Raw genomic sequence first — 16,762 nt, 5'->3', positions numbered from 1 at the left:
TTCCCAATTCAGAGGTAATTTCATGCAAAATATCCAAGACCTTTATGAACTTTCGCCCATGCAACAAGGGATGTTGTTTCATACCCTTTATGCACCCGAATCAGAAGTTTATTTTGAGCAGTTGCTTTGTATCCTCTCTGGGGAATTGAACTTTCCCGCGTTCCAAAAAGCTTGGGAACAAGTTGTGGCGAGACACTCAGTATTACGCAGTTCTTTTTATTGGGAGGAGATAGAAAAGCCCTTGCAAATGGTAAGTAAGCAAGTGGATATCCCGTGGATGAAAATAGACTGGCGAAATTTCACAGCTGATGAACAACAAAATAACTTAGAGGATTTTTTGTTGAGCGATCGCCAAAAAGGATTTGATCTGAGTATTGCTCCCTTAATGCGCTTCACCCTCATCCAATTAACAGAGCAGACCTATCAACTTATTTGGAGTCATCATCATATCCTATTTGATGGCTGGTCAATGCAGATTATCCTCAAAGAAGTTTTAGCTTTCTATGAAGCACAACAGCGAGGCGAACATTTATACCTCCAACCTGTTCGTCCCTATCGAGAATATATTGATTGGTTACAACAACAGGATATTGATCAAGCCAAGAGATTTTGGCAAACAACTCTCCAGGGTTTTGAAACTCCTACCTTGTTGGGAGGAAATAGGGGAGAGGGAACATATCATGAGCAGCATTTCCAATTATCGCCAACTGTTACTGAAAAATTACAAGGTATGGCCAGACAGCAGCATTTAACCTTAAATAATTTGGTACAGGGAGCTTATGGGTTATTAATTTCCCGCTACAGTGGGGAAAGTGATGTCATCTTTGGTGCAACTGTATCCGGTCGTCCACCGACCCTGGAGCAAGTAGACTCAATGGTAGGACTATTAATTAACACTCTCCCCATCCGAGTCAAAGTTACCAACAAGACAGAATTATTACCCTGGCTCAAGCAATTACAAACCCAAGCATTAGAACAAGAACAGTATGCTTATTGTTCTCTCGCAGAAATTCAAAATCAGAGTGATATTCTCCCCGGATTGCCATTATTTGCAAGTCTTTTAGTCTTTGAAAATTATCCATTAGATTCTTCCCCACAAGAGACCAGAAAAACTTTAGAAATTAGTCATATTAGTTGTTTTGAACGCACAAATTATCCGCTAACGATAGTTATTAATCCTGGTTCGCAATTAGCTGGCAGAATTGTTTATGATACTAGCTGCTTCGACGACAAGAAAATTGCTCGCATGATTGGACATTTCCTGACATTGCTAACAGGAATGGCAGCTAATTTACAACAAAATATTTCTGACTTATCTCTAATGAGTGCAGCCGAAGCAGAAGAATTAATGCTGCTAGAAAATCAACAAGCAACAAATACTATTAATTACAAATGTGTTCATGTTTTATTTGAAGAACAGGTAGAAAAAAGCCCTGATGCAATAGCAATTATATATGAACAACAACATTTAACTTATCGAGAATTAAATAACCGCGCCAATCAATTAGCCCATTATTTGCAATCACTGGGAGTTAAACCCGAAGTCCGAGTGGGAATTTGTGTTGAACGTTCCCTAGAAATGGTCATCGGTATTCTGGCCATTCTCAAAGCTGGTGGGGCTTATTTTACCCTAGATCCAGCTTATCCTCCCGAAAGATTAGAGTTCATGGTGGCAGATGTACAAACACCGATCTTACTAACACAAACTCATTTACAAAATGGACTACCACTGAATAATCAAACTGTGGTGAATCTTGACACAGATTGGGGAATTATTGCCCAATACAAACAAGACAATTTAAACAGTGAAGTTAATCCAGAAAATTTAGCTTATATCATTTATACCTCCGGCTCGACAGGAACACCAAAAGGTACAGAAGTTCCTCATCGTAGCTTCATGGGTTTTATGTTTGAAGTTGATTACGTTCACCTTGATGCAGAAAAAATTTGGCTACAACATTCATCAATTTCTTGGGATGCACTCACGCTAGAACTTTGGCCATCATTACTTTACGGTGGACGTTGTGTGCTTTATCCAGAGAAAATTCCCACACCAGCAGGCTTAACCCGCATTATCCAAGAACAAGGAATTAATATCCTTTGGCTAACTTCCGCTTTCTTCAATCTGATGATTGATACAATGCCACAAGGGTTATCGGGAGTTAAACAACTACTCATTGGGGGAGAATCTATTTCTGTAGATCATGTTCGTCGCGCTTTAGAAATCTTGCCAGAAACGCAAATAATTAACGGTTATGGACCTTCAGAATGTACAGTATTTACCTGTTGTTATGCCATTCCTAAACAAATTACTGAAAATATCCATTCTATTCCTATTGGTAAACCCATTGGCGATCGCACAGTTTACATATTAGATGAAAATTTACATCGAGTGCCAATTGGTATCCCTGGTGAACTTTATGTGGGTGGTGCGAGTGTTGCGAGGGGTTACTTAAATCAGCCCGTATTAACCAGTGAAAAGTTTATTCCTAATCCCTTTATTCAAGGAGATACCCTTTACAAAACCGGAGATTTAGTCCGCCGTCTACCTAATGGAAATCTAGAATTTATCGGTCGAATTGATACCCAAGTAAAAATTCGCGGTTTTCGGATTGAATTGGCAGAAATTGAGGCAGTTTTGATGCAAAATCCTGACATCAAACAAGTTCTAGTTATTGCACGGGAAGATGAGTCAGGGAAGAAATTCCTAGTAGCCTATTTGGTTACGAAGGATAATTCACCTACTTCTAGCAGCTTCCGAAATTTCCTCAAGGAAAAGCTACCAGATTACATGATACCTACTGCTTTCGTAGTTCTGGCAGCATTTCCCCTCACTCCTAATGGTAAAGTCAACCGCCTTGGTTTGCCTATTCCCGAAGGTTTCCAAAGAAATGTAGAGGTTGATTTTGTGCTGCCTCGCACGGCTACAGAACAAGAATTAGCAACAATTTGGACTGAAGTTTTGAAATTAAAACAGGTGGGAATTTATGATAACTTTTTTGAGTTAGGAGGACATTCTTTACTCGCTACTCAAGTGATTTCTCGATTAAGAGAAGCCTTTTCTCTAGATTTTCCTTTACGTTATTTATTTGAGAATCCCACAATTGCTGAACTTGCCCAAAAGGTTATGGAACAACAAATTGAACAAGCAGAAAATGATGCCCTCGCTCAGATTTTAGGCGAAGTTGATGGGTTATCAGATGAAGAGGTAACACAAGCATTAATGTTTTGATAATTTATTTGATAATTTAATTTAGCAATTTGATGATACTAAATATCAAATCACCAGGAGCGAAAATATGTCGAATAGATTCAATACTATTCTTCTCTTCTTCTAATTCTTCCTCCTGACTCCTGACTCCTGACTCCTGACTCCTAGCCCTCACAGACAACTTTTTCAGCAAACCCTACTTACTTATATGAGCGATTTACTAAAACGGCTGGAAAATCTTTCACCAGAAAAGCGAGAATTAGTCTTACAAAAACTAAAAAAACAACAACAATCTCCACAGCTTACACCAGTATCAAGGGATCAATTTTTGCCTCTTTCTTTTGCTCAACAAAGACTGTGGTTTATTGACCAACTAGAAGGCGAAAACTGCGTCTATAATGTCCCATTTTTCTGGCAAATTAGCGGATTGCTGAATATCAATGCTTTAGAACAAGCTATAACAGCAATTGTCCACCGTCATGAAGTATTACGTACTAATTTTTGTGTGATCAATGAGTCACCTATACAGGTGATTCATCCTCATCCGCAAATGAAAATGCAAGTGCTGGACTGGCGACAATTAACAGCAGAAGATCAGTTAAGCAAAGCCCAGCATTTAGCTACAACAGAATTACAACAGTCCTTTGATTTATCAAATGCGCCTTTGCTGCGGGTAAAGTTGTTGCAACTAGCTGACCAATCCCATTTATTGTTGCTTGTCATTCATCACATTGTTTGTGATGGTTGGTCAATGGGAATCTTCCGTCAGGAATTGTTCACCCTTTATACTGCTTTTTGTAAACAAGAATCGTCTCCCCTGCCAGAATTATCGCTGCAATATGCGGATTTTGCCCACTGGCAAAGACAATGGCTACAGGGCGATGTTTTGCAAAATCAACTCAATTACTGGCAAAAACAATTAGCCGCAGTTCCGCCGCTGTTAGAATTGCCGACAGACCGACCCCGCCCGTCCACGCAAACCTATCAGGGAAGTAGTCAGTTTTTGCAACTTGATCAGGATGTAACTCAGCAGTTGAAGCATTTAAGTCAACAGTCAGGAACAACTCTGTTTATGACTTTATTGACAGTATTTACGCTCTTACTTTCACGCTACACTGGACAAGAAGATATTGTAGTTGGTTCAGCGATCGCTAATCGTAACCGCCAGGAAACAGAGTCACTAATTGGCTTTTTTGTCAATACTCTAGCATTGCGAACTAATCTACAAGGGAATCCAACTTTTAAAGAATTACTGGAACGAGTCAAACAAGTAACTCTGGATGCTTATGATCATCAGGATTTGCCCTTTGAAAAACTGGTTGATGAACTGGGATTAGAGCGATCGCTTTCTCATCATCCTCTATTTCAAGTTGCTTTTGGTTTTCAAAATGAAACTCAAGAAATATTGTCAACCAATGGATTAACCCTGACCCCATTTACATGGGAAAATACAACGACTTTGTTGGATTTGTCGTTAATTTTCCGAGAAACACCGCAAGGTTTAACAGGAGAATGGGAATATACGACTGATTTATTTGAATCTGAAACAATCCAACGAATGGTGGGACATTTTGAAGTTCTACTGAAGCAAATTATTGATCATCCAAATAAACCAATTAATACTCTATCCTTGCTGACAGAAACAGAAATTCAGCAACTACAAAATTGGAACCAAACTCAAACATCATACCCCCGCGATCAGACTTTAGTGGACTTATTTGAACAACAAGTTATTAAAAATCCTGATCATATTGCTGTAGTTTTTGAATCTCAGCAGCTAACTTATCAACAATTGAATAAAAAAGCCAATCAATTAGCTAATTATTTACTAAAAAATCACCAAATTCAACCAGATAAATTAATTGGTATTGCTGTTGAACGTTCTTTAGAAATGATTATTGGTGTACTTGGTATCCTCAAGTCTGGTGGTGCTTATGTACCAATTGATCCCAATTATCCCCAAGAACGGATTCAGTTTATGTTAGCAGACTCCGAGATATCGGTATTACTAACACAAAGTTTTTTATTAGAGCAATTACCTTTAGATAATTTAGAAAATTCTGTTCAAGTTATTTGTTTAGATCCAGAAAATTTTGCTCAAGAAACAACAGATAATCCTCATTCTCAAAGCCAGCCTGATAATTTAGCCTATGTTATTTATACTTCCGGTTCAACAGGACAACCCAAGGGGGTAATGATTGAACATCGGGCAATTGTCAATCTAGCTTTAGCCTGGACTACAACTTTTCAAGTTCAAAATTACAGCCACTTACTGCAATTTGGGTCTTTTAGTTTTGATTTATCTATTGGTGAAATTGCGACTGCTTTATCAGCAGGTGCTTGTTTATATTTAGGCAATAAAGATACTTTGTTACCTGGTCAAAGCTTAGTTAACTTTTTAACTGAACACAAAATTACTCACGGCTTTTTATCACCTTCAGCTTTATCTGTCTTACCAAAGGCGAGTTTCCCTGATTTACAATGTTTAACTGTTGGAGGAGAGGCTTGTCCGGCTGAATTAGTAAGTCAATGGGGAAGAGAACAACATTTATATAATTGCTACGGTCCAACAGAATCTACTGTGACCGCAGCTATTTATCTTTGTCAACCCAATGGCGAAAAACCAGCAATTGGTAAACCAATACCTAATGCTAATATCTATATTTTAGATGGAAACAATCAACTATTACCTCCAGGAATACCAGGAGAATTATGTATTTCTGGGGTTGGTTTAGCTAGAGGTTATCTCAATCGTCCTGAAATTACAGCCGAAAAATTTATGGAAATTGATTTATTCGGTAAAACTGAGCGCATTTATAAAACTGGTGATTTAGCAAAATGGAATGCTAAGGGGAATTTAGAATATTTGGGTCGGATTGATGAGCAAGTAAAATTACGGGGTTTTAGAATTGAACTCGGAGAAATTGAATCACTGTTATTACAACATCCATTAGTTCAAGAAGCTGTTGTCATTTTGTATGAAATTGATAATAATCCTAGATTAGTAGCTTATATTATGGCAACAGAAAAATCCGCCAATGTAGCTGAAAAAGTGAGAGAATACCTCAAAAATCGCCTCCCAAATTATATGATTCCTAGCCAGATTATGGTTTTGGATCAATTTCCTCTGACTGCTAATGGTAAACTAGATCGCCGCGCATTACCAGCACCACACACTGCTACTTCCTCTGATTTGGAAATACCAGTAACTCCCACAGAAGAACTACTCGCTAGTTTATGGCAAGGTTTATTAAAAGTTAAATCTGTTGGTCGTTCTGATAACTTCTTTGAATTAGGTGGACATTCCCTGTTAGCTACTCAATTAGTTACCCGAATTCGTGATATTTTCGGGGTAGAAGTACCTGTTCGTAAGATATTTGAGCAAAACATTTTATCTGAGTTAGCGAAGGAAATTAATCAAGCATCTGCGAGTGTTGCTTTACCTCCCATTTCACCCCAGCCAGAAAATGAACCAAAAACTCCGTCTTTTGCCCAATCAAGACTTTGGTTTATCGCTCAACTGGAAGCGAAAGGAACTTCTTCTACCTATAATATGCCAGTGGCCTTTCAACTAGATGGCAACCTAAATTTAGAAGCTATGCGGCAAAGTTTAACTTATCTGCTAGAACGGCATACCAGTCTACGCTCTTATTTCCCTACTTTGGAGGGAGAACCCCAAGTAGTAGTTAAAAATGTCGAAGATATAGAAGTATTAGAAATTGCCGACTTACAAGCACTCCCTCCCCAAACTCAAGGGGAAACTGTGCAACATTTATCTGATCTTCACGCTCAAAAATCCTTTGACTTAAATACTGGTCCAGTGTTCAAAGCGAAACTGCTGCAACTGAGTGAGCAGAAAAATGTCCTGCTAATTAATATGCACCACATTATTAGTGATGGCTGGTCCATGGGAGTATTTAAGCGGGAATGGGAACAAGCTTATACTGCTTATGCTGCGGGATCTGTGCCGAACTTGTCACCATTAGCGATTCAATATAGTGATTTTGCAGCTTGGCAGCGCAGTTGGTTACAAGGGGAAACCTTATTAACTCAAGAAAATTATTGGCAACAACAGCTAGGGGATGCGCCTCGCTTGCTGGAATTACCCACTGATTATCTCCGTCCAGCGCAACAAAGTTACCAAGGTGAGCGGGAAGAATTTTCTTTGAGCAAAGAACTGACTCAGAAACTTAAAGCTATTAGTCAACAACAAGGGGTGAGTTTATTTATGACCCTGTTGACTGCTTTTAATATCTTACTATCCCGTTACAGCCGCCAAGAGGATTTATGTGTTGGTTCTGCGATCGCTAATCGCACCCATAGCTATACAGAAGGGTTAATTGGCTTTTTTGTCAATACCTTAGTATTGCGAAGCAAAATCAAGTCAGAGCAAAGCTTTAGTGAGTTACTGCAACAAACTCGCCAAACTTGCTTAGATGCTTATGCTCATCAAGACATTCCTTTTGAGTATTTAGTTGAAAAGTTACAACCAGAACGCAGTCTCAGCCACAATCCCTTGTTCCAAGTGATGATGGTGTTGCAAAATGCGGTTGGCGCAGGGGCGAAGGTTCATTTACCAGGGCTGGAGATTCAATACTTAGAACAAAGTTTCCCATTTGCCAAGTTTGATATCCTGCTGGATTTGAGCGAAAGAGACGAGCAACTACACTGTATGTGGGAATATGCCACAGATTTATTTGCGGCCTCAACCATTAGGCGCATGGCGGCACATTTTGAAGTTTTGCTCACAGCAATAGTTCAAAATTCCCAACAACCGATTTATCAGCTACCCATCATCACCCCCGCAGAAATCCAACAACTGCAAGTTTGGAATCAAACTGAGACAGATTACCCTCAAAATCATACTTTGGTGAGTTTGTTTGAAAATCAGGCTGCAAAAACGCCCGATCAAATTGCAGTAGTGTCGGTAGATCAAAGCTTGAGTTATCAAGAACTCAATCAAAAAGCGAATCGCCTAGCAAATTATTTATTGCAACTCAAAAGTCAGCAACAATTATCTGATCCCCCATTGATGGCGATTTGCATGGAGCGATCGCTGGAAATGCTGATCGGCATATTTGCGATCCTCAAAGCAGGTGGTACATACCTACCAATTGATCCGAGTTATCCCCAAGAACGCATTCATTTAATGCTCGAAGATAGTCATGCTGCGGTATTACTGACAACGAAATCTCTGCCACAGCAACTTCCCTTAGAAAAACTCAAAAGTACCTGCCAATTAGTATTTTTAGATCAACCCACCTGGAGCGATAGCCCAACAGAGAATCCTCAAAAATTCATTCGTTTTGATGACTTAGCTTATGTAATTTATACTTCTGGTTCTACAGGCAAACCTAAGGGCGTTGCTATTGCCCATGCTAGTGCGGTAGCATTTGTAAACTGGGCGCATTCAGTCTTTAGTACAGAACAGCTTGCAGGTGTTTTAGCATCAACTTCAATCTGTTTTGATCTCTCCATTTTTGAAATTTTTGTCCCCCTGACTCAAGGGGGGAGTGTAATTTTGGTGGAAAATGCGCTCTACATTGAGCAAGCACATCAGAGTTCGATCCCGATAACTTTGATTAATACTGTACCGAGTGCGGCGGCTGAACTCCTGAATATGAATGTAATTCCGTCCAGTGTACAGGTTATTAATTTAGCGGGTGAACCCTTAAGAAATAACTTGGTACAAGCTTTATATCAAAATACATCTGTACAAGAAGTTTATAACCTCTATGGACCTTCTGAGGACACAACTTATTCAACATTTACGAAAGTTGCCAAAAATGCCCAGCACGAACCTACCATTGGCAAAGCGATCGCCAACACTCGCATCTATATTTTAGATCATGCTAATCAACCCCTGCCCCCCGGTGTTCCTGGGGAACTGTGCATTGGGGGTGCAGGTTTAGCACAGGGCTATTTGCATCGTCCCGATTTAACTGCCGAAAAATTTATCACATTAGAATTATTTGGTAAAACTGAGCGAATTTATAAAACTGGTGATTTAGCCCGATGGCTACCTGACGGTAATTTGCAATATTTAGGGCGGATCGATCATCAAGTCAAATTGCGGGGTTTCCGGATTGAATTAGGTGAAATTGAAGCATCTTTACTCAAACACCCCAAAATTCAGGAAGCGGTTGTTTTGGTGCGGGAAGACAGCGAATGCTATCAACGTCTAGTTACTTATGTTGTCCCCACAACAGAAAGCGACTATACCAGCCAAAGTGAACAGGTAGAATTGTGGGAACAAGTTTTTAATGATAGCTACACTCAACAAACAACACCAACCGATGATCCAACTTTGAATCTTGCAGGTTGGAAGGATAGCTACACAGGAGAGCCAATTTTGCGATCAGCCATGCAAGAATGGCGTGATACAACAGTTGACCAAATTTTAGAACTTGCACCCAAACGAGTTTGGGAAATTGGTTGCGGAACAGGGATGTTATTATTTAAAGTTGCATCCCATTGTCAACATTATTTAGGTACAGATTTTGCATCGAGCGGATTGCAGTATATTGAACAACATCTCAAACAGCAATCTCTCCAAAACAAAGTTACTTTAAAACAAAGTGCTGCTAACCAGTTTGATGGCATTGAATCCAATGTTTATGACTTGGTAATCATTAATTCTGTAATTCAGTATTTCCCTTCTTTAGATTACTTGTTGTTAGTAATTGCAGGGGCAATCAAAACTGTGAGCCATCAGGGAAAAATATTGATTGGGGACGTGCGAAATCTCCATTTATTATCAGCTTTCCACACCACCACAGAATTTTATCGCGCCCCTGATGACTTATCAATTCAGGACTTGCGCCAAAAAATTCAAAACAGGATTCGCACGGAAGAAGAATTGCTGATTGACCCTGATTTCTTTATCGCTCTCAAGCAAAGATTTTCTCGGATTAGTCACGTCCAAATTGAATTAAAACGGGGTTACAGTCATACGGAAATGAGTCGTTTTCGTTATGATGTTATTTTACATTTAGATCAAGTAGATATTCCCCTAACTCAACCTCAATGCTTAGATTGGCAAGAACAACAGTTAAATCTGGCAACAATTGAGAGAATTTTAACAACCGAGCAACCAGATTTACTAGGGATTAAGAGTATTCCTAATGCACGTCTAACTTCAGAAATGGCGTTGTTAGCACAAATTCCTCAATTAGATGGTACTGTCACAGATTTAAAAGCGGCAATTGCCCAAGTCAAATCAGGGATAGAACCGGAAGCATTCCGAAATTTAGCGCGAGATTTGCCCTATAAGGCTTTTATCCAATATAGCTCCACAGGATTTTCTGATTACGATGTTGTTTTTCAACGGCATATCTTTGAAGAAGACAAAATCCCAAGATTTGCGACAAAAGGCAATTGGCGGCTGAAACCTTGGCAAAATTACGCTAATCAACCGTTGCAATATCGTACCAATCAAATTGATCCAGCTTTATTAGCAGAATGGCGGGACTTTTTAGAGAAAACCCTGCCTGATTATATGATTCCCAGTCATTTTGTTGTTTTGGACAAACTGCCACTGACACATAATGGCAAAGTAGACCGAAAAGCTTTACCTGCACCAGATCCAAAAGTTGCAGTCACAGATATTGAGTTGCCTGTAACGGAGACCGAAAAATTGCTGGCTCAACTTTGGGCGAAGTTATTGAAATATGAGGTCATAGGCCGACAAGATAACTTCTTCAACTTGGGAGGACATTCTTTATTAGCTACCCAACTTTGCTACCGCATTCGTGACACTTTCAAAGTAGAATTGCCACTGCGTCAAGTATTTGAGTCTCCTACTATCATTGACTTGGCAAATTATATAGATAGCTGCATTTGGGTTAATTCGACAACCACAGATATACAACCTTTAAACTCAGACGAAGAGGAAATTGAACTATGACCATAACACAAAATCAGCAAATAGTTTCTTTAATGCTGCGTTTGCAGAACATGGGCTGCCGAATTTGGGCTGAAGATGATAAGTTACGGATTCGTACTAGCAAAAACGCCCTCACTGCTGAACTCAAGCAGGAAATTCAAGACCAGAAGGCAGATATTCTCGCTTTCTTGAAAGCTGCTAAAACACAAGCTGTTTCTACAGCGGAAATTCCGGCTTTAAGTGCTGACTCTCCCAAGCTTCTGTCCTTTGCTCAACAACGTCTCTGGCTATTAGCACAACTCCAAGGGTCATCAGCTACTTACAATATGCCGATCGCTTTACAACTGAACGGCAACCTGAATATTGATGCCCTACATTCTAGTTTGGCTGATCTGCTGAATCGGCACGAGAGTCTGAGGATGTATTTTCCCACAGTTGCCGGACAACCACAAGTTGCCATCCGCAGTTTAGACGAAATCGCAGTTTTAACAGTACAAGATTGCCGGGAATTAGGGACTGGGAACAAGGGAGAGCTTGATTTAGATACCCAATGCCCAAATATCCAAGATTTAATTGACGCTCATGCACAACAACACTTGGACTTAAATACTGGCCCTTTATTTAAAGCTAAACTGCTGCAATTGGAGGAGCAAAAATCTGTCTTGGCCATCAATATGCACCACATTATCAGTGATGGCTGGTCAATGGGAGTATTTTTGCGGGAGTTATGGCAGGCTTATACTGCTTATTCTCAAGGTAAGACCCCGAATTTTGCTCCTTTACCGATTCAATACAGTGACTATGCAACTTGGCAACGCCACTGGTTACAAGGAGAAGTATTAGAAAAGCAGATTAATTACTGGAAACATCAACTAGGTGATGCTTCCCCATTACTGGAATTACCTACAGATTATCCCCGTCCAGCACAGCAAAGTTACAGAGGCGATCGCTATATCTATGCTCTTACACCGGAATTAACTGCTGCTGTTAATGCTTTTAGTCAACAGCAAGGCGTAAGTTTATATATGACCTTGTTGGCTACTTTGAGCATTTTACTATCTCGTTACAGTCGGCAAGAAGACTTATGTATTGGTTCTCCCATTGCTAACCGCACCCATAGCCAAACTGAAGGGTTAATTGGCTTTTTTGTGAATACTTTGGTTATGCGCCAGCAAATCAAACTAGAGCTAAGTTTTATTGAGTTTTTACAACAAACTCGCCAAACTTGTTTAGATGCTTATGTTCATCAAGACGTTCCCTTTGATGTGCTGGTAGAAAAGTTACGACCAGAACGCAGTATGAGCTATAACCCTTTATTCCAGGTCATGTTTACTCTGGAAAATAATGCTAGTCCAGATTTGGATTTATCAGGGTTAGATACTGAATTGCTGGGAGTCAAGGGTGCGATCGCTAAGTTTGATTTAACGCTGTTAGTAACCGAATCTGACAACCAGTTGAATTGCTCTTGGGAATATGCTACAGACTTGTTTGAACGGGGTACTATCCAACGCATGGCGGAACAGTTTACAGTGCTGCTGAAGGGAATTATTGATCATCCACACCAATCAATCAATACTTTACCTTTGATGACAGCAACGGAACTGCTACAAATACAACGCTGGAATCAAACTCAAACTGATTATCCTCAAGATAAAACTTTTGTTGATTTATTTGCAGAACAAGTTGCCAAAAATCCTCATAATATTGCTGTAGTTTTTGAATCGGAAATCCTCAATTATCAACAACTAAACCAAAAAGCCAACCAACTAGCGCATTATTTACTGAAAAATCACCAAATTCAACCAGATACCTTAATTGGTATTAGTGTTGAACGCTCACTAGAAATGATTATTGGGTTACTGGGTATCCTCAAAGCCGGTGGTGCTTATGTACCGATTGACCCTAATTATCCCCCAGAACGGATTCAATTCATGTTAGAAGATTCTGGGATATCTATATTGTTAACCCAAAGTTTGATCTTAAATAAATTACCATTAAATGAACTGGTAAACTCCCCGCAAGTAATTTGTTTAGATGCAGAAAATTTGGCTGAAGAATCAACAGCAAATCCCAGTCCTCAAAGTACGCCTGATAATTTAGCTTATGTCATTTATACCTCTGGTTCAACGGGAAAACCCAAAGGGGTAATGATTGAACATCAAGGACTGGTAAATTTAATTTTGGCAGTTGATGAAATTTTGCAAATTCAACCCCAAAGTCGTGTACTACAGTTTGCTAATTTCAGTTTTGATGCTTCCATTTGGGAAATTGCTCCTACTCTTTCTGCAGGTGCTTGTTTGTATCTAACAAAAAAAGAAACCTTGTTACCTAGTCAAGAACTGATTGACTTTTTAACTGAACACAAAATTACTCATCTTACTATCCCACCTTCAGTTTTATCTTTGTTACCTCAAGCCACCTTACCTGATTTGCAAATTTTAATTACTGCTGGTGAAGTTTGCTCCAAAGAATTAGTTAACCGTTGGGCAAAAGGAAGAAGTTTTTTTAATGGTTATGGACCAACAGAATCTACAGTTTGTACCAGTATAGCTGTTTGTCAACCCGATGGGAAAAAACCACTAATTGGTCAACCGTTATCTAATCTCCGCACTTACATTTTAGATAGACATCATCAACCATTACCCCCTACTATTCCTGGTGAATTGTGCATTGCGGGTGTGGGTTTAGCTAGAGGTTATCTGAATCGTCCTGAAACTACTGCCGAAAAATTTATTGAAGTGGAATTATTCAGTCAAGTTGAGCGAATTTATAAAACTGGGGATTTAGCAAGATGGAGAGATGATGGCAATTTAGAATATCTAGGACGCATGGATGAGCAGGTAAAATTACGGGGTTTTAGGATTGAATTAGGGGAAATTGAATCACTTTTATTACAATATCCATTAGTTAAAGAAGCTGTTGTAACTGTAAATAAAACTGAGAATAACCAAAGTTTAATTGCTTATGTAACGGGAATTGATGATGATTTTTGCAGTGATTTGAAAAATTACCTCAAATCGAGTTTACCTGATTACATGATTCCTGCTCAAATTGTCGTATTGGACAAGTTACCTTTAACTCCCAATGGCAAAATTGACCGGAAAGCTTTACCTGTTCCTAATATTAGCGTTCAAGCTGCATACACACCCCCGCGCCACAAAGTCGAAGCACAATTAGCGCAAATTTGGTCTGCTCTTCTTGAACGTCAAAAAATTGGCATTCATGATAACTTTTTCGATTTGGGCGGCCATTCTTTATTGGCAGTCAAATTACTCAATCTTGTGCAACAAGAGTTGGGACAACAACTGGCCTTGAAAAGTTTATTTCAGAATCCTACTATTGCTCAACTGGCACAACACATAGGTAATAGGGAGATTCAAGAGTCAAATCCTGATTTAGTAACGATTCAGCCTCTAGGAGATGCCACCCCCCTATTTTGCGTATCTGGCTCCAACGGACACGGTTTCTATTTTCGAGATTTGGCAATCAATTTAGGCACTGAACATCCTGTCTATGGACTCGATGCACCAGGAAGAGACGGACTGAGCATACTTCCTCACTCAGTAGCTGACCACGCAAGTCAACTGATTGCCCAATTACGTCAACAACAACCCCAAGGACCTTATATATTGCTGGGGTACTCTTCCGGTTGTAGTGTCGCTTTTGAAATAGCTTCCCAACTGGAGCAGCAAGGTGAAAAGGTGAGTTTACTAGCTATCTTGGATTCGGGATTGGTTTCTAATCCGGAACATTTCAAAAATAGAGCAGATATTGATTGGATTTGGCAAATAATCCAACGAATCGAAGCTTTAAAAGGAGTTTCTTTCGGTTTAGAATACGCTGATTTAGCGGCTCAACGCGATGACCAAGCCCGTTGGGATTTGGCGGCAGATTATTTATACCGTCATAATGTCCTACCGGAACACGCCAGCCTTGATTTACTTAAAACTAATATGCAAATTATGAGAGTACAGACGCTCAATTACGTAGATTATCAGCCTGCTCATCCCATTTCTGCCCCGATTGTTTTATTCCGCGCTGAAGACGTGCCGGAAATACTGGTGCGAGAACTCCAAACGCTTACTGATTACGACTTACCGGACTGGGGATGGCAGGCATACACTCAAAATCACGTCAAGGTGATATCTGTACCTGGAACCCACGGTCAAATGCTTCATGAACCCAATGTAAACATATTGACTTCAAACTTACGGTTAATGATGACTTAATTCTAATTTTCTTGATTTTCAATTTTAAATTGGTATAAAACAATGCAAACTCTTCCGATTAAAATTTCCGACGAAACCCTCCGGGATGGAGAACAGCAAGTAGGCATTTTTTTCTCTTATCCCACCAAACACAAACTGGCTCATCTGATTGCCCAAACAGGAGTTGATGAACTTTGCATCATGCCCTATGTTTATGAACAGGAGGCTAAACTGGTTAAAACATTAGTATCAGAGGGATTGGATGGTGTTGTCACTGCTTCTACGATGATGGGAAAAGAGTATATTGATCATGCGAAGAACTGCGGAGTTAAGCGCATTATTTTGTTTCATGCTGTTTCTGATCGTCTACTGTTTCTGCGAGATCCCCAAATTCGCCTCATGAGCGAATTCCAAGGAAAAACAATTGATGATGATATCCCATCTGCAATCATCAATAGAATTCGTCAGAATGCTATTAATGTCATTGTAGAAAATTTGCACTATGCCACAAAAGTGGCCGGACTCAGAGTCAATTTTGCTGCGGAGGATGCTTCTAGAGCGGATTTTGACTTTTTGGTGGAATGTATTCGCTCATGCAGTCCTTATATTGAAAACTTTTTACTGTGTGATACAGTAGGGGTGCTAAATCCAGAAAAGAGTTATATCTGGATTCATGATTTGCTGCAATCCACTACTGGGGTAGGACTGGGGGTACACTACCACAATGATATAGGATTGGCACTGGAAAATACTCTCCAGTCTCTGATGGCGGGAGCGACTTTAGTATCGGGGACGTTTTGCGGGATTGGAGAACGAGCCGGAAATGTTGCCATTGAGCAGGTGTTAAATGGGTTGCGAGTCCGGTTTGGCATTGAAGTCCAGGGGATCAACTATGATGCGATCGCCGCAGTGACTAATTATATTGAGCAACTGGGGATTCGTCCCGCATCTCCTTACTCTCAAACTGCACAACGCCACGAATCAGGTATTCATGTTAATTCTTTGTTTCGTGATCCCAAGAGCTATGCAGTATTTCCACATAACAAAATAGATGTTGTCTTTGGCAAATGGAGTGGAGTCAGTAATTTCCAATATCTATTTGAAAAACAACTGCAAAATCCTCAATCTAGAAAGCAGTATGAAAAAATGCGTTCCGTCATCAAATCTCTGGCAATGGAAAAAGAATGTTACTTTACAGCTAACGAAGTCTTAGAACTATGGAAAGATGGTATCTTTGAATAATCAATCGTAAAAATTTACGACTCAGAATTCGGAATATTTAAAGACTCAGAAGAGTATTAAGTAGGTGAACGGAAAAAAACCGTAGACGCGAAGCGGCTTCTCGAAGAGTAATATGTAACGAAAAGTAAAATCGCCCAAACCCTCTTCACTCTTGCCTCTTGCCTCTGGTTACTGAGCGAAGTCGAAGTTGGTTACTGAGCGAAGTCGAAGTATTGC

General features: G+C 39.8%; 5 protein-coding genes. 4 read left to right on the top strand and 1 reads right to left on the bottom strand.

The window, feature by feature from the left end:
• The first annotated feature begins 22 nt into the window (after positions 1–22).
• Positions 23–3,232 carry a non-ribosomal peptide synthetase gene (locus FJR06_RS21575; protein WP_168652242.1) on the top strand — a complete coding sequence of 1,070 codons (3,210 nt, stop codon included), beginning with the start codon at positions 23–25 and terminating at the stop codon, positions 3,230–3,232.
• Between the two features lie 16 nt (positions 3,233–3,248).
• Here FJR06_RS21575 and FJR06_RS21570 read toward each other — a convergent pair whose 3' ends face one another.
• Positions 3,249–3,404, bottom strand: coding sequence for a hypothetical protein (locus FJR06_RS21570; RefSeq protein WP_168652241.1), 156 nt, complete (start codon positions 3,402–3,404; stop codon positions 3,249–3,251).
• Between the two features lie 15 nt (positions 3,405–3,419).
• Here FJR06_RS21570 and FJR06_RS21565 point away from each other — a divergent pair, with 15 nt between their 5' ends.
• The 3 genes from FJR06_RS21565 to FJR06_RS21555 are packed head-to-tail and all read left to right on the top strand — an operon-like array spanning position 3,420 to position 16,546.
• Positions 3,420–11,117 carry a non-ribosomal peptide synthetase gene (locus FJR06_RS21565; RefSeq protein WP_168652240.1) on the top strand — a complete coding sequence of 2,566 codons (7,698 nt, stop codon included), beginning with the start codon at positions 3,420–3,422 and terminating at the stop codon, positions 11,115–11,117.
• Positions 11,114–15,325, top strand: a complete 4,212-nt coding sequence (locus FJR06_RS21560; RefSeq protein ID WP_015078979.1) for a non-ribosomal peptide synthetase — start codon at positions 11,114–11,116, stop codon at positions 15,323–15,325. The genes FJR06_RS21565 and FJR06_RS21560 overlap by 4 nt, the downstream gene beginning before the upstream one ends.
• A 42-nt stretch (positions 15,326–15,367) precedes the next feature.
• Entirely contained in the window at positions 15,368–16,546 is a 1,179-nt protein-coding gene (locus FJR06_RS21555) for an AptE protein (RefSeq protein WP_015078980.1), read from the top strand.
• The last annotated feature ends 216 nt before the right edge of the window (positions 16,547–16,762 follow it).

Source organism: Dolichospermum sp. UHCC 0352 (assembly GCF_009711925.1).
Taxonomy (GTDB): Bacteria; Cyanobacteriota; Cyanobacteriia; order Cyanobacteriales; family Nostocaceae; genus Dolichospermum; species Dolichospermum lemmermannii.
The sequence above is the reverse complement of the archived record's forward strand: the minus strand, read 5'-3'. Positions and strand labels throughout refer to the sequence as shown.

Bases quoted from the DNA above. Each gene is read 5' to 3' on its own strand.
- FJR06_RS21575 (WP_168652242.1), top strand. From the start codon at position 23: ATGCAAAATATCCAAGACCTTTATGAACTTTCGCCCATGCAACAAGGG.
- FJR06_RS21565 (WP_168652240.1), top strand. From the start codon at position 3,420: ATGAGCGATTTACTAAAACGGCTGGAAAATCTTTCACCAGAAAAGCGA.
- FJR06_RS21560 (WP_015078979.1), top strand. From the start codon at position 11,114: ATGACCATAACACAAAATCAGCAAATAGTTTCTTTAATGCTGCGTTTG.
- FJR06_RS21555 (WP_015078980.1), top strand. From the start codon at position 15,368: ATGCAAACTCTTCCGATTAAAATTTCCGACGAAACCCTCCGGGATGGA.